Origin of the sequence: Streptomyces sp. NBC_01481 (assembly GCF_026339995.1) — a bacterium.
Taxonomy (GTDB): Bacteria; Actinomycetota; Actinomycetes; order Streptomycetales; family Streptomycetaceae; genus Streptomyces.
In genome coordinates, this window is sequence record NZ_JAPEPT010000004.1 from 223,794 (window position 1) to 250,572 (window position 26,779).

Consider the following 26,779-nt stretch of genomic DNA (forward strand, 5'->3'; position numbering starts at 1 on the left):
CAACATTCCGTTCGGTATCCGAGGTCTTGACCCTCAGGTCGGCGCCGCCGAGGATCGCGCCATGACAGCTGTACGCAGCAACACAGTCGACTCCGTCGTACGGAGCACCGCGAAACGCACCCCCGACCGCACCGCCCTGCGCTACGCGGACCGGACCTGGAGCTACGCGGAACTCGACGCCGCCGTCACCACGGCGGCGGCCGTCCTCACCGGCCACGGCCTGCGCACGGGGGACCGGGTCGCCTCCTTTGGCCACAACTCCGACGCGTATCTCATCGGCTTCCTCGGCTGCGCACGCGCGGGACTCGTCCATGTCCCGGTCAACCAGAACCTCACCGGCGACGATCTCGCCTACATCGTCGAGCAGTCGGGCAGCGCCCTTGTGCTCGCCGACCCGGATCTCGCGCCCCGGCTGCCGGGCGGACTGCCCGTCAGGCCCCTGCGCGACGCGGACGACTCGCTGCTGGCCGAGCTGCGTACACCCCGCGACTTCACCCCGGAGCGGCAGCCGGGGACCGAGGACCTGGTCCAGCTGCTCTACACCTCGGGCACCACCGCCCAGCCCAAGGGCGCGATGATGACCCACCGGGCGTTCGTCCACGAGTACGTCAGCGCCATCACCGCCCTCGATCTGAGCGAGAGCGACCGGCCGCTTCACTCGCTGCCGCTCTACCACTCCGCCCAGATGCATGTATTCCTGCTGCCGTATCTCGCGGTCGGCGCCGAGAACACCATCCTGGACGGCCCGGACGCGGAGAAGATCTTCGACCTCGTCGAAGCGGGCCGCGCCGACAGCCTCTTCGCGCCGCCCACCGTGTGGATCGGCCTCTCCAACCACCCGGACTTTGCGACGCGCGACCTCGGCGGACTGCGCAAGGCCTACTACGGCGCTTCGATCATGCCGGTACCCGTGCTCGAAAAGCTCCGTGAGCGCCTGCCGGAGCTGGGCTTCTACAACTGCTTCGGACAGAGCGAGATCGGCCCGCTCGCCACTGTGCTGCGCCCGGACGAACATGAGGGCCGGATGGACTCCTGCGGCCGTCCGGTCCTGTTCGTCGAGGCGAAGGTCGTCGACGAGGACGGCAAGGAAGTCGCCGACGGCACGGCGGGTGAGGTCGTCTACCGCTCCCCGCAGCTGTGCGAAGGGTACTGGGACAAGCCCGAGGAGAGCGAAGAGGCGTTCCGCGACGGCTGGTTCCGCTCCGGCGACCTGGCGGTGCGGGATGCCCAGGGGTACTTCACCGTCGTCGACCGGGTGAAGGACGTCATCAACTCCGGGGGAGTGCTGGTGGCTTCACGCCAGGTCGAGGACGCCCTCTACACCCACCCCGCCGTCGCCGAGACCGCCGTCATCGGCCTGCCCGACGAGCGCTGGATCGAGGCCGTCACCGCCGTCGTGGTGGCGCACGGCGAGGTCACCGAGGCCGAACTCATCGACCACGCACGCGAGAAGCTCGCCCACTTCAAGGCCCCCAAGAAGATCCTGTTCGTGGACGAGCTGCCGCGCAACGCCAGCGGGAAGATCCTCAAGCGGGAGCTGCGGGACCGCTTCGCTTCCGCCTGACCGACTGCCGCCGGACTCACTTCTGCCTGAGGTCCACGATCCGCTTGATCTTGCCCACCGACCGCTCCAGGGTCTCGGGGTCCACCACCTCGACCGCGACCGACACCCCGACCCCGTCCTTGACGGCCGCGGCGATCGCCCGCCCGGCGGCCTCCCGCTGCTCGGGCGTGGCCTCGGCGCGCGCCTCCGCACGTACCGTGAGCGCGTCGAGGCGGCCCTCGCGGGTCAGCCGCAGCTGGAAGTGCGGCGCGACATGCGGCGTACGCAGCACGATCTCCTCGATCTGGGTCGGGAAGAGATTCACCCCGCGCAGGATCACCATGTCGTCGCTGCGCCCGGTCACCTTCTCCATCCGCCGGAAGACCCGGGCCGTGCCGGGCAGCAGCCGCGTCAGGTCCCGGGTCCGGTAGCGGATCACGGGCATGGCTTCCTTGGTGAGCGAGGTGAAGACCAGCTCGCCGTGCTCCCCGTCCGGCAGCACCTCACCGGTGAGCGGATCGACCACCTCCGGATAGAAGTGGTCCTCCCAGACGTGCAGCCCGTCCTTGGTCTCCACGCACTCCTGCGCCACGCCGGGGCCGATGACCTCGGACAGTCCGTATATGTCGACGGCGTCGATCGCGAACCGCTCCTCGATCTCGCGCCGCATCTCCTCGGTCCACGGCTCGGCGCCGAAGATGCCGACCTTGAGCGATGTCGTACGAGGATCGATGCCCTGCCGCTCGAACTCGTCCAGGATCGTCAGCATGTACGACGGCGTCACCATGATGATCTCGGGGCGGAAGTCCGTGATGAGCTGGACCTGGCGGGCGGTCATGCCTCCGGAGGCCGGAATCACCGTGCAGCCCAGCCGCTCCGCGCCGTAGTGCGCGCCGAGACCGCCCGTGAAGAGCCCGTATCCGTACGCCACATGGACCTTGTGGCCCGGGCGGCCGCCGGCCGCGCGGATCGAGCGGGCCACCACGTCCGCCCACGTGTCCAGATCGCGCTCGGTGTAGCCGACGACGGTCGGACGGCCCGTCGTCCCGCTGGAGGCGTGGATGCGGCGCACCTGGGACTGGTCCACCGCGAACATCCCGAAGGGGTAGTTGTCCCGCAGATCGGTCTTGGCGGTGAAGGGGAAGCGGCCGAGATCGGCGAGCGTACGGCAGTCCTCGGGGCGCAGGCCGGCCTTGTCGAAGGACTGCCGGTAGAAGCCGACGTTCTCGTACGCATGGCGCAAGGTGGCCCGCAGCCGCTCCAGCTGCAGCGCCTCGAGCTCCTCGCGACTCAGCCGCTCCGCCGAGTCCAGCAGGTCCGCTTCCGCCATACGGATTACTCCCGTCCCAAACCGGACGACCGATCATTCGGTCGTGCTGCTCCTGGATCAGTAATCCACCTCTCCCGGTCTCCTGGCAAGGGGGTGATCCCCGCAATCGCGTCCGTGACGACCGGTTCCGGGTGCCCCCTCCGGCGCGCTGAGTGGCGCTTGACGGGGGAAGATGCTGGATAGAAGTTGAAACCTGCAAACAACCTCCGAGAAGGAGTCCGTGATGCCCCAGCCCGAGGGTGCCGAGCTCGACGCCGTCCTTGCCCGACAGGAAGAGCTGCGGCAGCTATATCTGCGCCCCATAGAGGAACGGCCCCCGACCACGGCCCGCGGCATCCATCATGTGGCCTTCATCTGCCGCGACGTCGAGGAGACCATCCGCTTCTACCAGGAGTTCCTGGGCTTCCCGCTGGTCGAGATCGTGGAGAACCGCGACTACCGCGGCTCCACCCACTTCTTCTTCGACATCGGCCACGGCAATCTGCTCGGCTTCTTCGACTTCCCCGGCCATGAGCACCCGCCGATCAAGGAGACGATCGGCGGCGTACAGCATCTGGCCCTTTCGGTGGGCGCTGCGGAGTTCGATGCGGCCCGCAAGGCGCTGGACGAGTCGAAGACCGAGTATCTCGGGCCCGACCGAGGGGTTGAGGACAGCCTCTACATCCGCGACCCGAACGGCGTGCCGCTGGAGCTCTACCGGGAGCGGCTCGGCGTCTTCAACGGCGAGCGCATCCTCGCGACGGCGGGCGCCGACTAGCCTGGCCCGCGGCTGCGTGCCCGGGTTGCGCTCAGCCGCCGACCGCCTCCGCCGCGACCGTGCGCGCCCAGCGGTAGTCCGCCTTGCCGCTCGGTGAGCGCTGGATCTCCGGCGCGATCACCAGCTGCCGCGGGATCTTGTAGCCGGCCAGCCGGGTGCGGCAATGCGACTGGATGTCGTCCAGGGTCGGCGTGAGCGCGCCGCTGCGCAGCTGCACCACGGCCGCGACATGGTTGCCCCACCTGCTGTCGGGCACACCCGCGACCAGCGCGTCGTACACATCCGGATGGGACTTGAGCGCCTGCTCGACCTCTTCCGGATAGACCTTCTCGCCACCGGTGTTGATGCACTGAGAGCCCCGGCCGAGGACGGTGACGATGCCCTCCTCGTCGACCGTGGCCATGTCGCCGAGCAGGACCCATCGCTCCTCGCCCCGCTGGAAGAAGGTCTCGGCGGTCTTCTTCGGGTCGTTGTAGTAGCCGAGCGGGACGTGCCCGCGCTGGGCGATGCGGCCCGGCTCGCCCGGCTTCACCGGCTCGTACGTCACCGGGTCGACCACCGCCGTACGGGCGTTGACGCGCAGCCTGAAGCCCTTCTCGGGGCCGGAGTCCTCGGTGGCGGTGCCGTTGAAGCCGGACTCGGACGAGCCGAAGTTGTTCAGCAGCATCACATTCGGCGCGAGCGCCGCGAACTGGGCGCGCACCGTCTCGGACATGATCGCGCCTGACGACGACACGCTGAACACCGAGGAGAGGTCGGTGCCCTTCATCGAGCCGTTCAGCGCGTCGATCAGCGGCCGCAGCATCGCGTCGCCGACCAGCGACACGCTGGTGACCCTCTCCTTCGCGATCGTACGCAGCACCTCCACCGGCACGAACTTGCGGTGGATGACGATCCGCTGGCCGAAGTTGAAACCGATGAACGTGGTCAGCGTCGACGTGCCGTGCATCAGCGGGGGAGTCGGGAAGAAGGTGATGCCCTCGCCGCCCGCGGCCACCCGCTCGGCGAGCTCCTCGGGCGAGGACACGGGCTCCCCGGTCGGCGCGCCGCCGCCCAGGCCGGAGAAGAACAGGTCCTCCTGACGCCACATCACGCCCTTGGGCATTCCCGTGGTGCCGCCGGTGTAGATGATGAACAGGTCGTCGGCGGAGCGCGGTGCGAAGCCGCGCTCCGGTGAGGCGGCCGCCTCGGCCTCGGTGAAGGGGACGGCGTCCAGCTGCGGCGCATCGTCCGGGGGTGTGCCCACCCGTACCAGATGCCGGAGCTTGTCCGTCTGCGGCAGCGCGGCCGCGACCCGCTGCGTGAACTCCGCGTCGAAGACGAGCGCCGCGAGATCCGCGTCCCGGTAGAGATAGACCAACTCCTCCTCGACGTACCGGTAGTTGACATTGACCGGTACGACCCGGGCCTTGAGGCAGCCGAGCACGGACTGGAGATATTCGACGCCGTTGTAGAGGTGCAGGCCGAGATGTTCGCCGGGCTTGAGGCCGGCGTCGATGAGGTGGTGCGCGACACGGTTGGCGGCCGCGTCCAGTTCCGCATAAGTGAGCCGGCGCTCCGCGCCCGTGCCGGGATGGTCGATGTACACAAGCGCCTCGCGGTCGGGGACCACGTCGACGACCGACTCGAACAGGTCGGCAAGGTTGTACTCCACCGTTCCTCCTGACCCCGGCGAACTTCGGCCCGGCGGTCATTAGAGCGCCGGTGGGCACAACTGGGAAGGGCTGCCGCAGAAGAAATCTGACTGACTGTCAGAAAACTATTGAACTGGACCCCGGCCTCCTGCAACCTGTTCTAGGTCTTGAGACGGAGGTCCGCACATGGAACGACGTGGTGGTACCGAACACCTCACCGTGGAGCGCCAAGGCGCCACGCTGGTGCTCACCCTGAACAGGCCCGAGGCCAAGAACGCGCTCTCGCTCCCGATGCTGGTCGGCCTGTACGACGGCTGGCTGGAGGCGGACGAGGACGAGGAGATCCGCTCCGTCGTACTGACCGGAGCCTCAGGCTCCTTCTGCGCCGGAATGGATCTGAAGGCCCTTGCGGGCAAAGGCATGGAAGGAGAGCAGTACCGGGACCGGCTCAAGGCCGACCCCGACCTGCACTGGAAGGCGATGCTGCGCCACCACCGCCCGCGCAAACCGGTGATCGCCGCCGTGGAGGGGTACTGCGTGGCCGGAGGGACCGAGATCCTCCAGGGCACGGACATCCGGGTTGCGGGCGAGAGCGCCACTTTCGGCCTCTTCGAGGTCAAGCGCGGCCTCTTCCCGATCGGCGGCTCGACCGTACGGCTCCCGCGCCAGATCCCGCGCACGCACGCGCTGGAAATGCTGCTCACCGGCCGCCCCTACAGCGCGGCCGAGGCAAGGGACATCGGGCTCGTCGGCCATGTCGTCCCCGACACGACCGCGCTGGAGAAGGCGCTCGCCATCGCCGAACAGATCAACGCGTGCGGGCCGCTCGCCGTGGAGGCGGTGAAGGCGTCGGTCTACGAGACGGCGGAGATGACCGAGAGGGAGGGGCTGGCGGCGGAACTGGCGCGGGGGTGGCCGGTGTTCGACACGGCGGACGCGAAGGAGGGGGCGCGGGCGTTCGCGGAGAAGAGGGCGCCGGTGTATCGGCGGGGGTGAGTGTTCCCCACCCCGCCCTCCCCCTACGGCCTGGCGGCCGTGGGAGGTACCCCCATCCCGAACTGGGGGCAAGCCCCCAGACCCCGACGGGGCTTCACCCCGGACCCCGTATGCGACCTTCGGCCGCATGTCCTCAAACGCCGGACGGGCTGAATAATTCAGCCCCGTGGGGGTCCCCCCGGACGAAGTCTGGGGGAGTTTGAGGAGCGGGGGTCCGGGGGCAGCGCCCCCGCCGCGCGGCGGAGCCGCAAATCGATACAGCGGGAAGGGGCGGGGTGGGGTGAAGCCCGCCGCAGGCGTCCCCGCCGCACCCACCTCGACCCCCAGAAGAAGGAGCCCCCATGTCCCCCACCCCCGCCGCGCACATCCTCACCGCCCCCCTCATCGTCGAGTTCCCCTTCACCCGTTCCCTCGGCCCCGTCCAGTCCGCTTTCCTCACCGGGCTGCGTGAGCGCACCGTCCTCGGGGTGAAGGCCGCCGACGGCACCGTGCTCGTGCCGCCCGTCGAGTACGACCCCGTCACCGCCGAGGAGATACGCGACCTCGTCGAGGTCGCAGACACCGGCACCGTCACCACCTGGGCCTGGAATCCCGCCTCGCGCCGCGACCAGCCGCTGGCCGAACCCTTCGCCTGGGTGCTCGTCCGGCTCGACGGAGCCGACACCTCGCTCCTCCATGTCCTCGACGCCCCCGGCCCCGAGGCCGTACGCACCGGCATGCGCGTCCGTATCCGCTGGGCCGGGGAGCGCACCGGAGCGATCACCGACATCGCCTGCTTCGAGCCGTACGACAGCGAACCCACCACCCAACCGACCACACACAGCGGTGAGTTCGCCGACGCCGTGACCGGCATCGTCGCCCCCGCCCGGCTGGATTACACCTACTCTCCCGGCCGCGCCCAGACCGCGTACATCAACGCACTGGCCGGACGCAGGACCGTCGGCGAGCGGTGCCCGCAGTGCCGCAAGGTGTACGTCCCGCCCCGCGGCGCCTGCCCCACCTGCGGGGTCGCCACCGACGAACAGGTCGAGGTCGGCCCCCGCGGGACCGTCACCACGTACTGCATCGTCAACATCAAGGCGAAGAACCTCGACATCGAAGTGCCGTACGTCTACGCGCACATCGCCCTCGACGGAGCCGACCTCGCACTCCACGGCCGTATCGGTGGAATTCCCTACGACCAGGTGCGCATGGGCCTGCGCGTCGAATCCGTGTGGACGGACGGCAGCCGCCACCCCGACCACTACCGGCCCACCGGTGAGCCCGACGCCGACTACGACGCCTACAAGGAGCTCCTGTGATGCGATACGCCAGGGACGTGGCCATCGTCGCCTTCGCGCAGAGCGACCATACGCGGCGCAGCGACGAGCTGTCCGAGGTCGAGATGGTGATGCCGGTCCTGCACGAGGTGCTGCGCCAGACAGGCCTGCAGACCAGCGACATCGGCTTCACCTGCTCGGGCTCCAGCGACTATCTCGCCGGCCGGGCCTTCTCCTTCACCATGACCCTCGACGGAGTCGGCGCATGGCCGCCGATCTCCGAGTCCCATGTGGAGATGGACGGCGCCTGGGCGCTCTACGAGGCCTGGGTGAAGCTGCTCACCGGCGAGGCCGACACCGCGCTCGTCTACGCGTACGGCAAATCGTCGCCGGGTGAGGTCCGCGATGTGCTGACCCGACAGCTCGACCCGTACTACCTCGCCCCGCTCTGGCCCGACTCGGTGGCGCTCGCCGCGCTCCAGGCGCAGGCCCTGATCGACGCCGGACTCGCCGATGAACCCGCCCTGGCGGGGATCGCCGCCCGCAGCCGCGCCGCCGCCACGGACAACCCGCACGCCCAGCTGAAGGGTTCGATCCCGTCGGGAGAGTACGTCGTCCAGCCGCTGCGGACCGGGGACTGCCCGCCGGTCGGCGACGGCGTGGCGGCCGTGATCCTCGCCGCCGGCGTGCGGGCCCGCGAGCTGTGCGAACGCCCCGCCTGGATCCGCGGCATCGACCACCGTATCGAGGCCCACAGCCTCGGCGTCCGCGATCTCACCGACTCGCCCTCCACCCGGCTCGCCGCCGAACGGGCCGGTGCCTTCGAGCGGCCCGTCGACACCGCCGAACTTCATGCCCCCTTCAGCTCGCAGGAAGTCGTCCTGCGCCGGGCCCTCAACCTCGACGACAGGGTGAGGGTCAACCCGTCCGGCGGAGCTCTCGCCGCCAACCCGGTCATGGCCGCCGGCCTCATCAGGCTCGGCGAGGCTGCCGCCCGTATCCACCGCGGCGAGTCCGACCGGGCCCTCGCCCACGCCACCTCAGGCCCCTGCCTGCAGCAGAACCTCGTCGCCGTACTCGAAGGAGATGCCTCCGATGCCTAAGGAGCCCGTGGCCGTCGTCGGCATCGGCCAGACCAAACATGTCGCCGCCCGCCGGGACGTCTCTCTCGCGGGCCTCGTCCGGGAAGCGGCGGGGCGAGCCCTGGACGACGCCGAGCTGACCTGGGCGGACATCGACGCCGTCGTCATCGGCAAGGCCCCCGACTTCTTCGAGGGCCTGATGATGCCCGAGCTCTATCTCGCCGACGCGCTCGGCGCGGTCGGCAAACCGATGCTGCGCGTCCACACCGCGGGCTCGGTCGGCGGCTCCACCGCGCTGGTCGCCTCGAACCTGGTGGCATCGCGCGTGCACGGCACCGTCCTGACCCTCGCCTTCGAGAAGCAGTCCGAATCCAACGCCATGTGGGGCCTGTCTCTGCCGATCCCGTTCCAGCAGCCCCTGCTGGCGGGCGCGGGCGGCTTCTTCGCCCCGCACGTCCGGGCGTACATGCGCCGCACCGGCGCCCCTGACACGGTCGGCTCCCTCGTCGCCTACAAGGACCGCCGCAACGCCCTGAAGAATCCGTACGCCCATCTCCACGAGCACGGCATCACCCTGGAGAAGGTCCAGGCGTCCCCGATGCTGTGGGACCCGATCCGCTACTCGGAGACCTGCCCGTCCTCCGACGGCGCGTGTGCGATGATCCTCACCGACCGTGCGGGCGCCGCCCGTTCACCGGGGCCGCCCGCGTGGATGCACGGCGGTGCGATGCGCAGCGAGCCCACCATGTTCGCGGGCAAGGACTTCGTGTCACCCCAGGCGGGCAAGGACTGCGCCGCCGATGTCTACCGGCAGGCGGGCATCGCCGATCCGCGCCGCGAGATCGACGCGGTGGAGATGTATGTTCCGTTCTCCTGGTACGAGCCGATGTGGCTGGAGAACCTGGGCTTCGCCGCCGAGGGCGAGGGCTGGAAGCTCACCGAGTCCGGGGTCACCGAACTCGACGGCGATCTGCCCGTCAACCCGTCCGGCGGGGTGCTGTCCACCAACCCCATCGGGGCCTCCGGCATGATCCGCTTCGCAGAGGCGGCCCTCCAGGTGCGCGGTCGGGCGGGCGAGCACCAGGTGGAGGGGGCTCGCAGAGCACTGGGGCACGCCTATGGCGGCGGGGCACAGTTCTTCTCCATGTGGCTGGTCGGCGCCGAACCGCCCGCCACCTGACCGCCGGGCGCCGGGCGCATCACCGAGGTCAGGCCGCGGTCCTGCTTCCGTGGCCTGTCCCGGGCCGGAGACGATCGCTAGTCTGAGGCGCGGAGACGACCCGGGAGGAGCACGGACGTGGCCGAGAGCACGACCACCACGCAGAGGTTTTCGGGCTGGGACAAGCCGGAACTGGATCTCAGCAATGCCGACTGGCAGTCCAGCAGTCAGGGAACGGGAGACGTCCAGATCGCCTTCGTCGAGGGCTTCATCGCGATGCGCAACGGCGGCCGGCCGGAGAGCCCGTCGCTCATCTTCACTCCTGCCGAGTGGCGCGCCTTCGTCCTGAACGCCCGCGAGGGGGAGTTCGACCTCACCTAGGTTGGGACTTCGCTGCCCCGGGGACGCAGTTGATCCGGGACTGAACACGCGGCGGGCGTTTCCCGTATCACTCTGCGCACCCCCGAATCCGGGGTACGCAGAGTTCCCGCGAGGATTCCGTTCCGAGACCGTGAGGACAGCCCATGAACGACTCCGTCATTCCTCCCCTCCAAGCCATGCCGGACGGGGAGGCCGAACTCCGCCTGGTCGTCCGCCTGCAGTGGGAAGATCTCGCGGCACTCGGGCAGGAGGCGAGCCGGCTGGCCGCCCAGATGCAGCGCCCCGTGAGCCTGGACGAGGCCGCCAGCCATCGGCTGCGTACGCGGTCGGCCGGCCACGCGAGGCCCGCGGAGCGGAGCCAGGTCGCCGCGCCCTCCTCCGTGTCGTCGCTGACCGGGCGCACCCCCGGTGAGCACGCACGGCAGGCGATAGAGAAGATCAACGGTGCGGCCGCACCCGGGATGGGTCCCACCCAGACGTCGGCCTGATTGCCCACCTGGGATTCGCATAAACGCATTTGTCAAGGCCGCTCCCCACGTGGCCTCGCGGGCGTACCCTGAGGTGCCTTGAGGACGTCCGTCCGGCAGCCCCTTCATCGCGCCGGGCGTACGCCCCGGCCGTGGGGGTGCACCATGACGCGACGCGCCGGCAGAACCAGGCGTCGACTCTACGAGCGTGAAGCCGAATTGGCTGCCGTGGACGAGGCGTTGGGCGAGCTGACGGGCCTCAGCACGGACGACCTGGACCCGCCGGAGCGCCCGGGCGGTGCTCTGCTCGCCTTCGCGGGCCACGCCGGCCTCGGCAAGACGACCCTGCTCACCGAGGTGCGCCGCCGTGCCGCGGCGAAGGGCTGCACCATCCTCTCCGCGCGCGGCGGCGACCAGGAGCAGCAGGTCGCCTTCCATGTCGCACGCCAGTTGCTCCAGCCACAGCTCGCCGGTTCGTCGGACGCCGCCCTGCGGCTCCAGCTGGGGAGTTGGTACGCGATCGTGGGACCCGCACTCGGCCTGTGCACCGCCGAGGCGGGCGCCCCGCCCGACCCCCAGGGCCTGCGTGACGGCCTCGACTGGGTCCTCACCCATCTCGCCGTCCAGCGTGCCCCGGTCGTCCTCGTACTCGACGATGCCCACTGGGCGGACCCGGAGTCGCTCAGCTGGCTCGCCGCCTTCGCGCCCCGGGCCGAACAGCTGCCCATGCTGCTCGTCGTCGCCTACCGTCCCGAGGAACTGCCCGACCACGCACGGCAGTTCCGCGGTCTTCCCGGCCGGGCCGGACAGCGCCCCATCGACCTCGAACCGCTCACGGCGCCCGCCGTGGGCCGACTGGTGCGCGAACAGCTCGGCGCACACGCCGCCGACGCCTTCTGCCGCGAATGCTGGGCCGTCACCGCGGGCAACCCGTTCGAGGCCGTCGAACTCACCGCCAAGATCAGCGACCGCGGACTCGAACCCAACGAGTCGGGCGCCCACCTCCTGCGCGATCTGGCAACCGCCGTCAAGGGCAGCGGACTGATCGCCCGCCTCGAACGCCTCGGCACCTCCAGCGTGCGCCTCGCCTGGGCCGGTGCCGTACTCGGCACCGAGATCCGGCCCGACCTCGCCGCCGACGTCGCGGGCCTGGGCAGGGAAGAGGCCGCCGAGGCCGTCGACCGGCTGCGCGACGCCCGTATCCTCACCGGTCCCCAGGCCGCCGACGGCACTCTCGAATTCGTCCACCCGCTGATCGCCACCGCCGTCTACCGGGCCATCCCCGACGCCGTACGCGTCGCCCTGCACGGCCAGGCCGCCTGGTCCGTCGTCGACGCCGGACTCGGCTCCACGGCTGCCGCCCGCCATCTCATGGAGACCCACCCCGAGGGCGACCCGTGGGTGGTCCACCATCTGCGCCAGGCCGCGCGCGAGACGCTGCGCGCCGGAGCCCCCGACGCCGCCCGCCGTCATCTCGCCCGCGCCCTGCGCGAACCTCCGGCCTATGACGACCGGGCCGCCGTCCTGTACGAACTGGGCTGCGCATCGCTGCTCACCGAGCCCGCCACCACCGTCAACCACCTGCGCGCCGCCCTCGAAGAGCCCGTCGCCGACCCGGCCCTGCGCCAGGGCATCGTCTACCGGCTCTCCCAGGTACTGGCGCACTCCGACCGCCTCGGCGAAGCCTCCGACACCCTCGCCCGCGAGGCCCGCCTCACCAGCGATCCGCGCACCCGGCTGCGGATGCAGTCCGAGAAGTTCATGTGGGACGCCTTCCGCGCCGACGAGCCCGACTCGCCCGCCCGCTCCCGCCGCCTGGCCCGGCTCGCCGACCGGCTCACCGGACGCGACCTCACCGAGCGGTACATCATCGGGCTGCGCGCCTGGGACGCCATGCTGCGCGCCGAACCCGCGGGCGTCGCGCTGGCCCACGCCGAACGGGCCCTGCAGGGCGGCCTCAGCTGGGCCGTCGAGGACCGCGGCTTCGAAGTCCCCGTGCTGGTCGCGCTCACCTTCATGTACGGCGACCGGCCGGGCCGTGCCGAAGAGCTCTTCGCCGCCGGGACCGCGGAGTTCGAGCGCCAGGGCTGGCGCGGCGCCCATCTCTCCTTCGCCTACACCCTGCTCGCGTACATACGCTTCCGGCGCGGGCGTCTCGCCGAGGCGGAGGACTTCGTACGCGCCGGGCTGCGGCTCGCCGAACGTGTCGGGCCGCGCACCCCCGTCGAGTGGTACGCGCTGGGCACCCTCGTGGAGGTCCTGCTGGCCAGAGGGCGTGCGGACGAGGCGGTACAGATCGCCGAGGACCACGACTTCGGCGAACCCTTCCCCGCGGCCGTGACCTTCCCCGATTCCCAGACCGTGTACGGCGAGCTCCTGCTGGCCCGCGGCCGTACCAAAGAAGCGGCCGTCGAACTCGCCGCGGCGGGCAGGCGGCTCGACCCGCGCGGAATGCGCAACCCCGCCTGGTGCCCCTGGCAGCTCCATCTCGCCCTCGCCGAGGTGCACGACGCGCCGGAACGGGCCCGCGCGACCGCCCTGGAGGCGGTGCAGCGCGCCCGCCGCTTCGCCACCGCCTCCGGCGTCGGCCAGGCCCTGCGCGTGGCTGCCGAAGTCTGCGGTGGCACCGAAAGGACCACCTTCCTCGAAGAGGCGGTCACCCATCTGGAGCGCTCACCGGCCGCGTACGAACTCGCCCGGGCCCTCGTCGACCTCGGCGCCCAGCTGCGCCGCACGGGCCGCTCGAAGGACGCCGCCGAGTATCTCTACCGCGGCCTGGAGGCCGCCGGACAGTGCGGCGCCGACGGGCTCGCCGACACCGCCCGCCACGAGCTGGCGGCAGCCGGCTTGCGCCCGCGCAGATTGCGTGCCATCGAAACCGACGCGCTGACCACCCGCGAGCGGAGCGCCGCCGTCCTCACCGCCCAGGGCCTCGACAGGGCCTCCGTCGCCGCCGCCCTCCATGTCGACGAGCAGACCGTGACCAGGCTGCTCTCGGCCGTCTACCGCAAGGCGGGCACCGACGAGGCGGGCTTGGCGGACGCCATCGGCAAGGGCCCGGCCGAGGGGCTGGACGGCGGCCGTGGACGGTGACCGGCGGCGTCCCAGAGGCTTCGGGCCCCGGCTCGGCCGGGCCCGCCCGGACACGTACCATGGCGGTATGTCCTTCCTCCGCCGCCGCAGCGCCGCCACCCCCGCGGGCCCGGACTTCGACGTCCTGGCCATGGATCCGGGCGACTGGCCCGGCAATCTCGGCGCCGGTCTGCTGCCCGCCCCCGACGGAACCTGCCAGGGCGTCTTCCTGCGGTACGACCTCTTCGGCGGCCGCGGCCCCGCGATGATCATCGGCAATCTGCCGGAAGGCTCGCCGGCCCGTGAGCTCGAAGAGGGACAGATCCCCTTCGAGGTGGCCCAGCTGCTGCTGGCACTGGAGAACGACGAACCCGTCGACGTCGTGGGTGTCGAGGACACGCCGGTAATGCAGGGTGACAACCTGCTGATCGTGCGCCGCGTCAAGCTCTCCGAAAGCCGTATCTCCTGCGTGCAGTTCGACCGCAGCGACAATGTCCTCGTCACGATCGCCAGCTGGGACCGGCCGATCACCGACGATCTGTACGCGCTGCTCAAGCCGCTGCCCGCGGAGCTCTTCCAGCAGGGCTGACCCCTTCCGGGGCCAACGATGTCAGCACATCCGCGCCCATGAAGCGTGGGCGGTGCGCCACCGGACCCCACGAACGGTGGCGCACCGCGGCTCGCGTACTACCGCACCAGGGTCACGTCGGCGGCCTTCACGAAGGCGACCCGGTGCCCGAACTGGATCTCGTAGTACGGCTCCTGGCCGCGCACCACCGTGTGTCCGGCGGTGTCGAACGTCGTCGCGTACAGATACTCACCGGGTGTCCTGTCGCCCACCACATACTTCTGACCGGCGAGGAGCTTGTACGGCAGCGGCGAGATCGCCTGCACGGGGACACCGGCCGGGTACGCCGCCGCCTCCGGGTAGGCACGCCCGTACACCGGGATCTGTGGCGCGCCCGGCTTCGGTGTGAGCAGCACGCCCCGGGCGCCCACCGCCGTCGGCCGTGAGCGCGGGTTGTGGAACCACGCCTTCTGACCCAGGTACCAGATCGCCGTCCAGTCGCCCTCGCGACCGGCGACCGCGTACTGCTGGCCCGTCGAGGCCCGGGCGCCCGTGTCGTTGACGCCGGTGGTGGAGTCCTCGCCGCCGGGGCGCAGGCCGATGTCCTTGACCAGCGGGGCGTCCTCGGCGGGTGCGGTGTGCAGCCGTACCGCCCCCGAGCCGTGCGGCACGCAGGCGTCGGCGGGCTTCACACAGCCCGTGTACACCGGCTGGTTGCGCGCGTAGTCCGGGCGGATCGTGACCACATCGCTGCCCGGTCCCGCGGTCGGCGTGAACGGGCGGCCCAGCAGCCGGAAGTAGTGCGACCAGTCCCAGTACGGGCCCGGATCGGTGTGCATCCCGCGGATCGTCGCGGCCGTCGTGCCCGGCACATTGTCGTGCCCAAGAATGTGTCGGCGGTCCAGCGGGATGCCGTACCTCTTCGCGAGATACCTCACCAGCCGGGCCGACGAGCGGTACATCGCCTCCGTGTACCAGGCGTCCGGCGAGACCAGGAAGCCCTCGTGCTCCAGACCCACCGACTTGGCGTTGACGTACCAGTTGCCTGCGTGCCAGGCCACGTCCTTGACGGGTACGTGCTGGGCGATGTGCCCGTCCGAGGAGCGCAGCGTGTACTGCCAGGAGACATACGCCGGGTCCTGGACCAGCTTGAGCGTGGTGTCCCAGGAGCCTTCGGTGTCGTGGATGACGATGTACTTCACCGACTGGGACGCGGGCCGGTCCGCCAGATCGTGATTGCCGTAGTCGTGATCGCCGAACTCCTCGTACGGCGCGGGAATCCACTCGCAGGCCACCGTCGGCGGGCACTCCGTTCTCCGCGCGTCCGCCGTCCGCAGCCCGAGGCCGGCCGCCTGCGCCGGATCGGTGGCCACGGCCGGGTCGGCCGCGAGCGCGACCCGCTGACCGCTGTCCGTGATCCGCGACTCGCCGCTGCGGATCACGTCGAAAACGTCGTTGGCGTACGTCGTCGCGGTAGCGATGTCGTCGGCGCCGGAGAAACGTGCCACCGCGCCGTACCAGTCCGCCGGGTCCTCGCTCAGCGGGCGGCCCAGCCTCTTCTGCGCGTCCGCGAGCAGGGCCGCGCCACCGCTCACATTGGCGGCAGGATTGTCCCGAAGCCGCTCGGCGGAGTAACCCGACAGCTCTGCCGCGCGGTCCAGAGTGCTTAGGTCCTGTCCGGCCGATCTTGCCGGGCTCGCGTGCCCTGGCACGGCACCTCGCTGCGTTGTCGTCAGTCGCCTACGCTCCGCGTGGGCTCCATCCTCCGCCTTGCGATGCACCACGCCAGACCCCGCTCCCTGATCCGGCCTGATCGACCGGACAGGACCTGGCCGGGCGGGGAGTTCGGACACCTCCGGAAGCTCCGCCCCGGCGGTCAACGGCGCCGGGCGGGCGTCGTCGCCGCGCGCGTCCTCGCCGCCGTGCGAGTGGTGCGGCGCCTCGGCCAGTGCGGTCCTGGCATCCGTCAGGTGCATCGGCCCGTAGCCGCCTGTGACGCTCGCGGCGCCGCCGTGCGTGTCCCAGCGGGACTGCAGATACGAGACGCCGAGCAGCACGCTCTGCGGCACCCGGTACTTCGCGGCGGCCGCGGCGAAGTCGCTCTGCAGCCCGTCGACGGCGCGCTGCTCGGCGGTGGCCGATGGACCGGCCGAGACCAGTGGCAGCAGCAGGGCGGCGGACGCCACCGCGCCCCCCGCTCTCAGCATGCGTCGGCGGACGCTTCTCACTAGTACGGGGGCGGATCCTTGCAAGGCGGCCTCCAGGGACGGATGGTGCGCGACGAGCCTGCCGGGTCGGGTTCGTCTACAGGCGTATCGACTCCCGGACGATCCGTCAATCTTGGCTCGCGGTAAGGATTTCGCACGTCAGCACGCATGTCGCCGAGTTTCGGCGGGATGGCGCCCGGGCCTGCGGCGCGTCAGTGGCGTGGACCAATGTCCGTATACGGAAGGCACGTTCGAGTGTCCGGCAATGCGGTCGGGCGCGGGCAGCGCAGCGCGCGGCGCGCCCAGTGTGTCGGCACTGGGCGGGCAGCGCAGCGCGCGGCGCGCCCAGTGTGTCGGCACTGGGCGCGCGGCGCGTTTCCCCCTCTGTGGCGGTCGGTCAGCGAGTGCCGACCGCCGCACGCACGGCCCGGCGGGCCATTGCGCAATCGTCGTGCAGCCGCCGGAGCAGCAGCCGCTGCTCCTCACCGGCCGACAGTCCGCCGGGCGGAATCTGGGCGCCGCCCGCGGGTGGCGCGTCCCGCATCGTGCGCTGGACGGCAGTCTCGTAGGTACGGATCTCCCGGGTCAGCACCATCATCAGATTCACCAGGAACGCGTCCCGCGCGGCCGGTCCCGCCTGCTGTGCCAGCTGACTGATCTGACGGCGCGCCACCGGCGCGTCCCCCAGCACCGACCACAGCGTCGCCAGGTCGTAGCCGGGCAGATACCAGCCGGCGTGCTCCCAGTCGACAAGCACCGGACCCGTGGGCGACAGCAGGATGTTGGAGAGCAGAGCGTCGCCGTGACAGAACTGGCCCATGCCCTGCCGCCCGCCGGCGTGCGCCAGACCGTGCAGCAGCTTCTGCAGGTCCCCGAGGTCGCGGTCGGTGAACAGCCCCAGCTCGTGGTAGCGCGAGATGCGCGCCGCATAGTCGAGCGGGGCGTCGAACATCCCGGTCGGCGGGCGCCAGGAGTTGAGTCGCGCGATCGCGCCGAGGGCGGCCCGTACATCGGCACGGGGCGGAGCCTCGGCCGGGTGCCGTGCAAGGGCCGCCGCCCGGCCCGGCATCCGCTCGATCACCAGTGTGCAGTTGTCGGGATCCGCGGCGATGAGCCGCGGAACCCGCACTGGTGGGCGGTGCCGGACGAAGGCGCGATATGCAGCTATTTCGTGGCGGAGCCGCTCGGCCCAGACGGGCGAGTGATCCAGTAAGCACTTGGCGACCGCCGTCGTCCGTCCGGTGGTGCCGACGATCAGTACCGAACGTCCGCTGCGGCGCAGCACCTGCACCGGATGGAACTCCGGGCAGATCCGGTGCACCGACGCGACAGCCATGCGCAGCTGTGCGCCCTGAGGGCCGGACAAGTCGATTCTCCCGCTGAGGGGTTGGCCGACGGCTCCCGCCGGCCGTCGAGCCCGGCCGGCGTGGATCGGGTCGAGATACGGCCCGGTGCCGACGGCCGGGACAGCGGTCCGCTGCGGCCGGTGAGGGACGGACACGGAGGACGATGCTGTGTACATGGGGTGACAGATCCCTTCGTGTGCCGACAAGTTGCGTACGCGGCCCCGCCCCGGCAGCCGGGCAACACCCTGGGGAATGCCTCCGGCTGCCGAGCCGAGGTGGCGCGTTCCTACGTCACACCCCGTCGCGGGTGGCACACCATCTGGCGCACCCTGGCGAACCGTGGCGAATAGTCGCCAGCCCTATGACAGAGGGTTAGTGTCAACTCAGCCGAGAACCTGGGGGCTTGACGTGACCGGAGAACCCAACACCCGCCTCTGCGACCTGTTCGGCCTGGCCGGCTGGTCAAAGGGCGAACTCGCGAGACTCGTGAACCGGCAGGCGGCGGCCATGGGCCACCCCCAGCTGGCAACCGACACCTCACGGGTGCGGCGTTGGATCGACATGGGGGAGACCCCGCGCGATCCCGTGCCACGAGTGCTGGCAGCTCTGTTCACCGAGCGACTCGGTCGTGTCGTGACCATCGAGGACCTCGGGTTCGTACGAGTCGGGCGAGCGGGTAGACGGCGGGACGTCAAGGGAGCAGGCAACCCTGACGGCCTTCCGTGGGCGCCCGAGCGGACGGCGGCGGTCCTCACCGAATTCACGGGAATGGACCTCATGCTCAACCGACGCGGCTTGGTGGGTGCGGGCGCCGCGCTCGCCGCAGGCTCAGCACTCAGCGGCGCCATGCACGACTGGCTGCACACCGACCCCGCACTTGCCCAGGACGCTCCCCGTACCGACCATCCCCTGCGCGCCGACCCCGCTGGGTTCGACCGCTATGAGGCCGCCCCCATCGGGTCGCAGGAGATCGAGGCACTGGAGCGTTCCGTCGAAGTGTTCCGCGCCTGGGACGCCGCCCGCGGCGGCGGGCTCCAGCGCAAGGCAGTCGTGGGGCAGCTCAACGAAGTGGGCGGCATGCTCGCCTACCATCACCCCGACCATCTCCAGCGGCGCCTGTGGGGCGTCGCCGCCAACCTCGCCGTCCTCGCCGGCTGGATGTCCCACGACGTCGGCCTCGAACCCACCGCCCAGAAGTACTTCGTCATCGCCGCCCATGCGGCACGCGAGGGCGGCGACCGTCCGCGCGCCGGCGAAGCGCTCTCCAGGGCCGCCCGGCAGATGGTCCATCTGGGCCGGCCCGACGATGCCCTGGACCTGATGAAGCTCGCCAAGTCCGGCTCGGGTGAACAGGTCCTGCCGCGCACCCAGGCGATGCTGCACACCATCGAGGCCTGGGCACAGGCGTCCATGGGCCGCGGCCAGGCCATGCGCCGCACGCTCGGTGAGGCGGAGGACCTCTTCGTCTCCGACAAGAGTGATGTGCCACCGCCGAGCTGGATGCAGATGTTCGACGAGGCGGATCTGCACGGCATGCAGGCACTCGCGTACCGCACCCTCGCCGAACACGACCCGTCCGCCGCGGCCACCGCGCAGAACCACGCCAAAATGGCGCTGGAGCTGCGCGAGGGCGGCCGTCAGCGCTCGAAGATCTTCGACTACATCTCACTGGCCTCGGCGTGCTTCATCGCCGACGACCCCGAACAGGCCGACCGCTACGCAAGGCTGGCACTCGTCTCGATGGGGGAGACCTCCTCGCACCGGACGTGGGACAGGCTGCGGGAGATGTACCGGCTGACCGGACACTACTCCGGCTATCCGAGGATCCAGGATCTTCGCGAGGAGATCCAGCTGGCCCTGCCCAACAGCCCCTCGAAGAAGCCGAGGAGTGCGGAAATCTAGTCCAGTCCAGCGCGGTACGCGCCCCAGGACCCGACCCCACTACTGACCTCTACCGACCCACTGGGCGAGCCTGCCCACGCGGGCCTTCTACACGCCGATCCTCGCGACCATCACGCAGGCGTCGTGCTCACGGCCGTCCTCACCGAAGGTCTCGACGACCGTCCGTACGCATTCCTGGGCGTCGCGGGCCTCGGCGAACCGCGGCGCGAGCGCGAGCAGCCGGTCGGTGTCGCCCTCCTCGGCAGCGTTCCTGCGCGTCAGGCCGTCGGTGTGCAGGATGAGCAGATCGCCGGGGAGCAGCCGCACTTCGGCCTGCTCGTACTCGGCGCCGGACGTCGCACCGAGCAGCACCCCGTCGGGCGGCGTCAGGGCGCGCCCCGTCCCGTTGCGGAACAGCAGCGGGGCGGGGTGGCCCGCCTGCGCCCAGGACAGGGTCCGGCTCGCCGGGTCGTAGCGGCAACAGACCGCACTGCCCAGGGCGGGCTGCACCGAGGTCTCCAGAAGCTGGTTGAGATGCGCCATGAGTGGTCCGGGCCTGATCCCCGCAACGGCCATTCCGCGCAGGGCGCCCAGCAGCATCGCCATCGCCGAAGTCGCGGTCACGCCGTGGCCGGTCAGGTCTCCGACGCTCAACAGTGACTCGCCGCAGGGCAGTTGGAGCGCGTCGTACCAGTCGCCGCCGATCAACGCGCTGTTGGCGGACGGCAGATAGTGCGCCGCGACATCCAGCGCGGTCGGCCCGTCGCCGTCGAGCGGGAACTGCAAGGACCCCCGCCAGGGCGGAAGTACGGCCTCCTGCAGCTCGACGGCGAGCCGGTGCTCCGTCTGCGCGAAGTGCTGCCGGCGCTGAAGGGAATCGCGGGTCTCGCGGACCGCGCGCTGGCTGCGGCGCAATTCGCTGACGTCCCGCAGCACCGCCCACATGGCGGCGGTCGATCCGTCGGAGTCGAGTACGGGCTCGCCCATCATGTGAACGGTGCGGACCCGGCCGTCGGGGCGCACCATACGGAACTCGCCGTCGATGGGCCGGCCGTCCACCAGACAGTCCGTCACCAGCGCGGTGAGCAGGCCCTGGTCCTCCGCGAAGACGATGGAGGGCAGCTCGTCCAGAGACATGGGGCCGCTCTGCGGGGAGCGCCCGAGGATCTGGTACAGCTCGTCGGACCAGCTCACCTCGTCGGTGAGGAGATTCCATTCTGCGCTGCCGACCCGGCTCAGGAGCGATCCGGTGCTCCGGGCGTTGTCCGCCTCGTACTCGGCGAGTTCGTCCTCGAAGGCGTCGAGCGGCTCCTGCGGCAGGCCTTCCTTGAGCTGTCCCAGGTGTGAGCCGAGGTCGTCGAGATGGTGAACGGCGAGGTCGCACAGTGCCCGCTGCCAGCGCCCCTGCGGGTCGTCCTCGTCCGTCGCGGCGTCCCGGCGGACGGCGTCCACGTCGCCGCGCAGCCGGCGCGTCCGGGTGATCAGCGCGTCGACGGTGCCGCGCTCGGGCGGCTGCGGGGCGGGACGGTCCGCGAACACATGGGACGGCATGTCGTACTCCGATACAGGCGCGGCCACAGCCAGGTCTCAACAAATGGACCGGTTACGACTGTTGCACAGGGAGCGATGGCCCGTAAGGGATTTGGCAACACTCGATACGGTGGTGCCTCTGCCATATGCCAATGGCCGCCCGGGCGGGTCTGCGACGGCGTCGTGTACGCCTTCGAGGCGACACTGCCCGCCGCGCCCGTTCTCCGCTTGACGGACACCTCTGACGGTACAAGGCTCGCGCCATGTATGACGAGGCGGAACAATCGGTCGACGCGGCGGTCGAGGGGGAACTGCACCTGCTCGATCCGGTGGTGCGAGCCTCGCCGGACGAGGTCCTGGAGCTGCTGGACCCGGAGTTCTTCGAGTTCGGGGCATCGGGGCAGCGCTGGGACCGTACGACGATTCTGAGCACGACGACACCGGTTCCGGGCGAGCCGGTGAAGCCCGTCGCCGTCAGTGACCTGCATGGCACGCTGCTGGCTCCCGGGCTCGTTCAGGTGACGTACGTGTCCGACGAGAGCGGTCGCAGGGCCCGCCGCAGCTCCCTGTGGCGCAGGAACCCCGAGGGCTGGCGTCTGTACTTCCATCAGGGGACGCCGATCGGCTCGGAGTAGGCGGGGCCGAGTCGACGGCCGGGCGCGGGAGCGCGGGCCGGGGCCGTTGTCAGTGGTGGGCGGCACTATGAGAGCCATGACGACTTCAACTCCCGCGCATGCCGCTGCCGCGACTCTCGAAGACTCCGCTGCCTACGCCGAGGCGGTCGAGACCGCGACGAAGGCCGCCGCCGCGTACTACGCGACGGGCGAGAGCAACCTCGACGACGATGCGTACGACCGGCTGGTGCGCGGCATCGCCGCTTACGAGCAGGCGCATCCGGACGAGACGGCGGACCGGTCGCCGACCGGGAAGGTGGCCGCAGGCGTGGCCGTGGGGGATGTGCCGCACACGGTGCCGATGCTGTCCCTGGACAATGTCTTCTCCGCCGAGCAGTTGCAGTCGTGGGCCGCCTCGCTGGAGCGCCGGATCGGCCGGCCGGTCGAGCAGTGGAGCGTCGAGCCCAAGCTGGACGGCCTGGCGATAGCCGCTCGCTACGAGCACGGGCGGCTCGTCCGGCTCATCACCCGGGGTGACGGCAGCGCGGGCGAGGACGTCTCGCATGCGATCGGCACCATCACGGGCCTGCCGTACCGGCTGGCAGAGCCGGTCACCCTGGAGGTGCGCGGCGAAGTGCTCATGACCAACGAGCAGTTCGAGCAGGCCAACACGGCGCGAACCGAGCACGGCGGTGCCCCTTTCGCCAACCCGCGCAACGGCGCGGCGGGCACGCTGCGCGCCAAGGATCGCGAGTACCGGGTGGAGATGACGTTCTTCGGCTACGGCGCGTTGGCGCTCGCCGACTCCGGCGAGGTCCTAGCTGAGCAGTTGGGGGAGTGGCCGCACGGCGCTCTCATGACATACGTCGCGGGCCTCGGTGTGCACACCGCCGAGACCACCGCCGAGACCACCGCCGTCGCGCCTCGCACCCTGAGCACCGTCGAGGAGATTCAGGCGCGCGTCGGTGAGATAGGGGCGCTGCGTCCTCAGTTGCCGTTCGGTATCGACGGCATCGTCATCAAGGCCGACCTCGCCGCCGACCAGACCGCGGCGGGCAACGGTTCGCGTGCCCCGCGATGGGCCATCGCGTACAAGCTGCCCGCCGTGGAGAAGGTGACGACCCTGCTCGGAGTGGAGTGGAATGTCGGTCGCACCGGCATCATTGCGCCCCGCGCCGTCCTTGAGCCGGTGGAGATCGACGGATCGACCGTCACCTATGCCACCCTCCACAACCCCGCCGACATCACCCGCCGCGATCTGCGCATCGGCGACCGCGTGATGGTCTACAAGGCGGGCGACATCATCCCGCGCATCGAGGCGCCGGTCGCCCATCTGCGTACCGGGGACGAGCAGCCGATCGGCTTTCCCGAGGCGTGCCCGCAGTGCGGCTCGGAGATCGACACCTCCGAGCAGCGCTGGCGGTGCGTGCGAGGGCGCGACTGCCGGCTGGTGGCCTCCGTCTCGTACGCCGCGGGGCGCGACCAGCTCGACATCGAGGGCCTCGGTACGACGCGCGTCGTCCAGCTCGTCGAGGCGGGCCTGGTCAGCGACTTCGCCGGTCTGTTCTCGCTCACCAGGGAGCAGCTGCTCGGCCTGGAGAGGATGGGGGAGACGAGTACCGACAATCTCCTGGCCGCCATCGGGGCGGCGAAGGAGAGGCCGCTGTCCCGGGTCTTCTGCGCGCTCGGCGTCCGCGGCACCGGCCGCTCGATGTCGCGCCGCATCGCGCGCCACTTCGCGACGATGGAGTACATACGAGCCGCCGATGCCGAAGCCCTGCAGCGGGTCGACGGCATCGGCGTGGAGAAGGCCACGATGGTGGTGGCCGAACTCGCCGAGCTGGGACCGCTCATCGACCGGCTGGCCGCGGCGGGCGTCAATATGACCGAGCCCGGTGCGACCCCGCCGGTCGAGGCCGAGGAGGACGGGGGCGAGGCGGCCGCCGCCGACGCGGGCCCGCTGGCCGGGATGACCGTCGTGGTCAGTGGCGCGATGACGGGCGTCCTGGAGAAGCTCTCCCGCAACCAGATGAACGAACTCGTCGAGCGAGCCGGCGGCAAGTCCTCCTCCAGCGTCTCCAAGCGCACTTCACTGCTTGTCGCCGGTGAAAACGCGGGATCCAAGCGGGAGAAGGCCGAGCAGCTGGGCACCCGGGTCGTCGGCCCGGACGAGTTCGCCGAGCTGGTTGCCGACTTCCTCGACCGGACCGGGTGACGGGCACGGGCGCTCAGCCGCGGCGCGCCATCGCGTCGCGGCTGAGAAAGGCCAGCCGGGCCCGCTTCTCCGGCTTGTCGATCTCGGGTCCGAGCACGAAACCGGCCCGCACCATGCGCTCGATGGCCTTAGTGTTGCGGGCGTCCGGCTCGACGACGATCCGCCGGTGTGCCGGGTCGGAGAGTGCGTAGGCGATGAAGGCGCCGAGCAGCTCGCCGGTGAAGCCTTGCTGCGGGGCGCCGTTGGCGGGGCCGATCAGGAGGTGGACCCCGAGGTCGCCGGGCTGCACGTCGTAGCACTCGCCGACCGGGTCGGCGTCCGGTTCGTACGTCTGGAAGAGCGCGACCGGCTCACCGTCCCGCTCGACGAGAAAGGCATGGTGGGTGGTGAGCGAGTCCAGGTACTCGTATATCTCCAGCACCTGCTCGCGGCTGTGGTCGGTCATTCCCCAGTAGCGGGCGCGTTCCTCGGTGACCCAGCCGTGTATCAGACCGGCGTCGGCCGCGGGATCCACCGGGACGATGCGTACAGTCCCGAAGCCGTCGACGACCTTCTCGAACACGGCGTCGCGGGGCCGGGCGGCGTCCTGGCGGGCGGGGGACTGCGCGGTGGATTCAGACGTCATGGCTCTCCTCGGTGAGTCGGTTCCAGTCGGTGACGACGGGGGCGAGTTCTCCGCGCAGCCACAGCGGCAGTTGGTCGCGGTGATGGGCGTCGCCGGGTATCCCGGACGCGCCGAAGGGGACCACCCAGAGGCTGTCGTCGCGGCACCCCAGGTCCCACACATAGCGAGCCGCCGGTCCTCGCATGCCGTGGTCCGTGATGCCCGGCACGCTCGACGTGGACAGCACGCAGTCGTGGTCGCCGGACAGCCCCGGCCACACTTCGGGCTCGGCGTCCGGCTCCGCGTCGGGCAGTGCCTGCCACGGTGCGAGCCGGTGCCGCTCACCCCAGGGCGTGGGCGTTCGGACCGTGCCCGCGACCTCCTCCAGCGCGGCGCGTACGACATCCGCGCGATTCAGGCCGGGCAGTGCAGCGGTCGTCAGCAGTCCCTCCAGTGCGAAGGCGACGCGGGGGACGAGCGCCAGCCAGGGCCGGAACAGCTCGGGATACGGCGCGGACTCGACCCGTGTGGCCAGTTCCTCCAGTTCCGGATGGTCCGCGATGCGCCGCACCACCGCGGACCGCACCTCCGTATAGGCGGTCGCGTCCACGCTGTCCGCGTCCATCCGGAGGTCCCAGCCCAGCAGCTGGTCCCGTAGGACCGCGGCGTCCGCGCTCAGCCCGCCGAGCGTGGCGATCAGCTCCAACAGGGGCTTGGCGGAGGCGAGTCGAGTGTCCGTGTGGACGGTGGCCATGCCTTTGGCGGTCCAGGTGTGCGACTCCTCGAGCAGGGCCCGTATGCGTTCGGCCCGGTGCGGTGGTGCGAACTCGACTCCGAGGGGCGCGGCCAGACCTCGCTGGTTCGCCATCACCGCGACGCCTTCCACCCTCTCGCGGGGCAGCGGTTCGCTCCGGCCGCGCCAGTTGTGCGCGGCCTCCCAGGCGGGCACGACACGCAGCCGGTTGTCCGGGTGCCGCAGGGGCACCTCGCCGGCGACTCGGTGCAGCAGTCCGCCCGCGGTGTCCGCAGCCTGTACGACATTGACGGGCTCCGACCAGTGGTCGAAGGCCCGGTCCACATCGGAGACCGTCCGCGCCCGCAGCAGCGCGGGAAGCGCGCCGAAGCCGAGGTCCCCGCTCACCCGAGGAGGAACGCGCAGGCTGATCGCCACTTCCTCGTCGGGGCCGCCGATCACGACCGGCCCGCGCGCGGTCTCGATCACCTCGACCACGACCGGGTCACCGCCCCCGACGTCGACGGTCTCCCGGTGCGCGGAGGCAGGACGCCAGCCGTCCGGGCCGAGTGCCTCCACGTCCGCGCCACGTCTTCGCAGCCGCTCCCGGTAGAGGTCCTGGTAGTCAGCCATGGCATTGGTGATCGCCCAGGCCACGCTCCCGGTGTGCCCGAAGTGCGCGATTCCGGGGACGCCCGGCACAGCAAGACCCACCACGTCGAACTCCGGGCAGGCCAGGCGGATCTGCTGATAGATCCCCGGGTCCTCGATGAACCGGTGCGGGTCGCCCGCGATCAACGGCGCCCCGCCGGCCGTGCGCTCGCCGGTGACGAGCCAGCCGTTGCTTCCCGACGTGCCGTTCATGTCGGTGGCGAACAGCTCGATCGCCTCGTCGCCGAGGGCGCGGGCGACCTCCTCGCGCCACAGCTTGGTGGGGAAGCCCGCGAAGAGAATGTGGGTGGAGAGCCAGATCCCCAGCGGCGTCCAGGGGTGCCAGTGTCCGGGGGCCAGTCCGGCGGCCGCGAACTGAGTTCCCCGGCGGGCGCCCTCGTCGAGACCGGCATTGACCCCGTCGACGTACCGCGTGATCCACGAGGCGGTGTCCGCGTCGAGGGTGCCGAAGCAGCGCCGGGCGGTGTCGTCGAGCCGCGCCCGGCGGGCGAAGACGTCCCACCCGACGCTGCTTCGGCCCAGGAACGCGGCGGTGGTTCCCTGTGACCGGTGCCGCTCGACCTCGATCTGCCAGGCTCGGTCCAGCGCGGCATTGCGCCCCTGGGCGAAGGCGAGTTCGCTCGTGCTGTCCGCCCGCAGGTGCGGGATTCCCAAGGCGTCCCGGTAGATCCTTGTGCTCACTCTGTTTCCCTGACTCTTTAGGTTAGGCTGGCCTAACTTAAAGCACGG

20 protein-coding genes are annotated in these 26,779 nt (G+C 70.8%); 13 read left to right on the top strand and 7 right to left on the bottom strand.

The features are described 5' to 3' along the window. The first annotated feature begins 61 nt into the window (after window positions 1-61). Window positions 62-1,564: an acyl-CoA synthetase gene (locus tag OOK40_RS22785; protein WP_266485039.1), complete on the top strand. Its 1,503-nt coding sequence runs from the start codon at window positions 62-64 to the stop codon at window positions 1,562-1,564. Window positions 1,565-1,580: 16 nt separating this feature from the next. Here OOK40_RS22785 and paaK read toward each other — a convergent pair whose 3' ends face one another. Further along, window positions 1,581-2,873, bottom strand: a complete 1,293-nt coding sequence (gene paaK, locus OOK40_RS22790) for a phenylacetate--CoA ligase PaaK (RefSeq protein WP_266485041.1) — start codon at window positions 2,871-2,873, stop codon at window positions 1,581-1,583. 223 nt (window positions 2,874-3,096) lie between these two features. On the opposite strand from paaK, the gene OOK40_RS22795 reads away from it, so the two are divergent. Beyond that, on the top strand, window positions 3,097-3,630 hold the full coding sequence (locus OOK40_RS22795) for a VOC family protein (protein WP_266485043.1): 534 nt from the start codon (window positions 3,097-3,099) through the stop codon (window positions 3,628-3,630). 31 nt (window positions 3,631-3,661) lie between these two features. Here OOK40_RS22795 and OOK40_RS22800 read toward each other — a convergent pair whose 3' ends face one another. Beyond that, complete coding sequence (locus OOK40_RS22800) at window positions 3,662-5,284, bottom strand: acyl-CoA synthetase (RefSeq protein ID WP_266485045.1); 1,623 nt, start codon at window positions 5,282-5,284, stop codon at window positions 3,662-3,664. A 166-nt stretch (window positions 5,285-5,450) separates the two neighbouring features. Between OOK40_RS22800 and OOK40_RS22805 the strand changes: the two genes are divergently transcribed. The 8 genes from OOK40_RS22805 to OOK40_RS22840 all read left to right on the top strand — a co-directional run bounded on the left by OOK40_RS22805 (window position 5,451) and on the right by OOK40_RS22840 (window position 14,269). Next, window positions 5,451-6,260, top strand: a complete 810-nt coding sequence (locus OOK40_RS22805; RefSeq protein ID WP_266485048.1) for a crotonase/enoyl-CoA hydratase family protein — start codon at window positions 5,451-5,453, stop codon at window positions 6,258-6,260. A gap of 341 nt (window positions 6,261-6,601) precedes the next feature. Beyond that, on the top strand, window positions 6,602-7,561 hold the full coding sequence (locus OOK40_RS22810) for a Zn-ribbon domain-containing OB-fold protein (protein ID WP_266485051.1): 960 nt from the start codon (window positions 6,602-6,604) through the stop codon (window positions 7,559-7,561). Further along, the gene (locus tag OOK40_RS22815; RefSeq protein WP_266485054.1) at window positions 7,561-8,622 is read left to right on the top strand and encodes a thiolase domain-containing protein; all 1,062 of its coding nucleotides are present in this window, start codon (window positions 7,561-7,563) and stop codon (window positions 8,620-8,622) included. Before OOK40_RS22810 ends, OOK40_RS22815 begins: the two co-directional genes overlap by 1 nt. After that, the gene (locus OOK40_RS22820; protein ID WP_266485057.1) at window positions 8,615-9,781 is read left to right on the top strand and encodes a thiolase domain-containing protein; all 1,167 of its coding nucleotides are present in this window, start codon (window positions 8,615-8,617) and stop codon (window positions 9,779-9,781) included. The genes OOK40_RS22815 and OOK40_RS22820 overlap by 8 nt, the downstream gene beginning before the upstream one ends. 117 nt (window positions 9,782-9,898) lie before the next feature. Further along, window positions 9,899-10,141, top strand: a complete 243-nt coding sequence (locus OOK40_RS22825) for a DUF397 domain-containing protein (protein ID WP_266485060.1) — start codon at window positions 9,899-9,901, stop codon at window positions 10,139-10,141. A gap of 143 nt (window positions 10,142-10,284) precedes the next feature. Next, a complete protein-coding gene (locus tag OOK40_RS22830; RefSeq protein ID WP_266485062.1) occupies window positions 10,285-10,629 on the top strand; it encodes a hypothetical protein in 345 nt (114 codons plus the stop codon). Window positions 10,630-10,773: 144 nt separating this feature from the next. Beyond that, entirely contained in the window at window positions 10,774-13,701 is a 2,928-nt protein-coding gene (locus OOK40_RS22835) for an AAA family ATPase (protein WP_266485064.1), read from the top strand. Between the two features lie 67 nt (window positions 13,702-13,768). Beyond that, window positions 13,769-14,269 carry a hypothetical protein gene (locus tag OOK40_RS22840; RefSeq protein WP_266485066.1) on the top strand — a complete coding sequence of 167 codons (501 nt, stop codon included), beginning with the start codon at window positions 13,769-13,771 and terminating at the stop codon, window positions 14,267-14,269. Window positions 14,270-14,367: 98 nt separating this feature from the next. Here the strand turns inward: OOK40_RS22840 and OOK40_RS22845 are convergent, their stop codons facing one another. Further along, complete coding sequence (locus OOK40_RS22845) at window positions 14,368-16,455, bottom strand: N-acetylmuramoyl-L-alanine amidase (RefSeq protein ID WP_266485068.1); 2,088 nt, start codon at window positions 16,453-16,455, stop codon at window positions 14,368-14,370. A 397-nt stretch (window positions 16,456-16,852) separates the two neighbouring features. Beyond that, on the bottom strand, window positions 16,853-17,977 hold the full coding sequence (locus OOK40_RS22850) for an aminoglycoside phosphotransferase family protein (protein ID WP_266485070.1): 1,125 nt from the start codon (window positions 17,975-17,977) through the stop codon (window positions 16,853-16,855). Between the two features lie 232 nt (window positions 17,978-18,209). Here OOK40_RS22850 and OOK40_RS22855 point away from each other — a divergent pair, with 232 nt between their 5' ends. Continuing rightward, a complete protein-coding gene (locus OOK40_RS22855; RefSeq protein WP_266485073.1) occupies window positions 18,210-19,703 on the top strand; it encodes a hypothetical protein in 1,494 nt (497 codons plus the stop codon). An 87-nt stretch (window positions 19,704-19,790) separates the two neighbouring features. Here the strand turns inward: OOK40_RS22855 and OOK40_RS22860 are convergent, their stop codons facing one another. Then, the gene (locus OOK40_RS22860; protein ID WP_266485075.1) at window positions 19,791-21,233 is read right to left on the bottom strand and encodes a PP2C family protein-serine/threonine phosphatase; all 1,443 of its coding nucleotides are present in this window, start codon (window positions 21,231-21,233) and stop codon (window positions 19,791-19,793) included. A 242-nt stretch (window positions 21,234-21,475) separates the two neighbouring features. On the opposite strand from OOK40_RS22860, the gene OOK40_RS22865 reads away from it, so the two are divergent. Then, a complete protein-coding gene (locus tag OOK40_RS22865) occupies window positions 21,476-21,847 on the top strand; it encodes a DUF4440 domain-containing protein (RefSeq protein ID WP_266485077.1) in 372 nt (123 codons plus the stop codon). Window positions 21,848-21,923: 76 nt separating this feature from the next. Beyond that, window positions 21,924-24,041: an NAD-dependent DNA ligase LigA gene (gene ligA / locus OOK40_RS22870; RefSeq protein WP_266485079.1), complete on the top strand. Its 2,118-nt coding sequence runs from the start codon at window positions 21,924-21,926 to the stop codon at window positions 24,039-24,041. A gap of 13 nt (window positions 24,042-24,054) precedes the next feature. Here ligA and OOK40_RS22875 read toward each other — a convergent pair whose 3' ends face one another. After that, window positions 24,055-24,666, bottom strand: coding sequence for a GNAT family N-acetyltransferase (locus OOK40_RS22875; protein WP_266485081.1), 612 nt, complete (start codon window positions 24,664-24,666; stop codon window positions 24,055-24,057). Beyond that, window positions 24,656-26,731: a penicillin acylase family protein gene (locus OOK40_RS22880; protein WP_266485083.1), complete on the bottom strand. Its 2,076-nt coding sequence runs from the start codon at window positions 26,729-26,731 to the stop codon at window positions 24,656-24,658. The genes OOK40_RS22875 and OOK40_RS22880 overlap by 11 nt, the downstream gene beginning before the upstream one ends. Between the last annotated feature and the right edge of the window lie 48 nt (window positions 26,732-26,779).

What these genes read in the sequence shown, in the direction of transcription:
- OOK40_RS22785 (WP_266485039.1), top strand. Translation starts at nt 62, where the DNA reads ATGACAGCTGTACGCAGCAACACAGTCGACTCCGTCGTACGGAGCACC.
- paaK (WP_266485041.1), bottom strand. Translation starts at nt 2,873, where the DNA reads ATGGCGGAAGCGGACCTGCTGGACTCGGCGGAGCGGCTGAGTCGCGAG.
- OOK40_RS22795 (WP_266485043.1), top strand. Translation starts at nt 3,097, where the DNA reads ATGCCCCAGCCCGAGGGTGCCGAGCTCGACGCCGTCCTTGCCCGACAG.
- OOK40_RS22805 (WP_266485048.1), top strand. Translation starts at nt 5,451, where the DNA reads ATGGAACGACGTGGTGGTACCGAACACCTCACCGTGGAGCGCCAAGGC.
- OOK40_RS22810 (WP_266485051.1), top strand. Translation starts at nt 6,602, where the DNA reads ATGTCCCCCACCCCCGCCGCGCACATCCTCACCGCCCCCCTCATCGTC.
- OOK40_RS22815 (WP_266485054.1), top strand. Translation starts at nt 7,561, where the DNA reads ATGCGATACGCCAGGGACGTGGCCATCGTCGCCTTCGCGCAGAGCGAC.
- OOK40_RS22820 (WP_266485057.1), top strand. Translation starts at nt 8,615, where the DNA reads ATGCCTAAGGAGCCCGTGGCCGTCGTCGGCATCGGCCAGACCAAACAT.
- OOK40_RS22830 (WP_266485062.1), top strand. Translation starts at nt 10,285, where the DNA reads ATGAACGACTCCGTCATTCCTCCCCTCCAAGCCATGCCGGACGGGGAG.
- OOK40_RS22835 (WP_266485064.1), top strand. Translation starts at nt 10,774, where the DNA reads ATGACGCGACGCGCCGGCAGAACCAGGCGTCGACTCTACGAGCGTGAA.
- OOK40_RS22840 (WP_266485066.1), top strand. Translation starts at nt 13,769, where the DNA reads ATGTCCTTCCTCCGCCGCCGCAGCGCCGCCACCCCCGCGGGCCCGGAC.
- OOK40_RS22845 (WP_266485068.1), bottom strand. Translation starts at nt 16,455, where the DNA reads ATGCTGAGAGCGGGGGGCGCGGTGGCGTCCGCCGCCCTGCTGCTGCCA.
- OOK40_RS22850 (WP_266485070.1), bottom strand. Translation starts at nt 17,977, where the DNA reads ATGTACACAGCATCGTCCTCCGTGTCCGTCCCTCACCGGCCGCAGCGG.
- OOK40_RS22860 (WP_266485075.1), bottom strand. Translation starts at nt 21,233, where the DNA reads ATGCCGTCCCATGTGTTCGCGGACCGTCCCGCCCCGCAGCCGCCCGAG.
- OOK40_RS22865 (WP_266485077.1), top strand. Translation starts at nt 21,476, where the DNA reads ATGTATGACGAGGCGGAACAATCGGTCGACGCGGCGGTCGAGGGGGAA.
- ligA (WP_266485079.1), top strand. Translation starts at nt 21,924, where the DNA reads ATGACGACTTCAACTCCCGCGCATGCCGCTGCCGCGACTCTCGAAGAC.
- OOK40_RS22875 (WP_266485081.1), bottom strand. Translation starts at nt 24,666, where the DNA reads ATGACGTCTGAATCCACCGCGCAGTCCCCCGCCCGCCAGGACGCCGCC.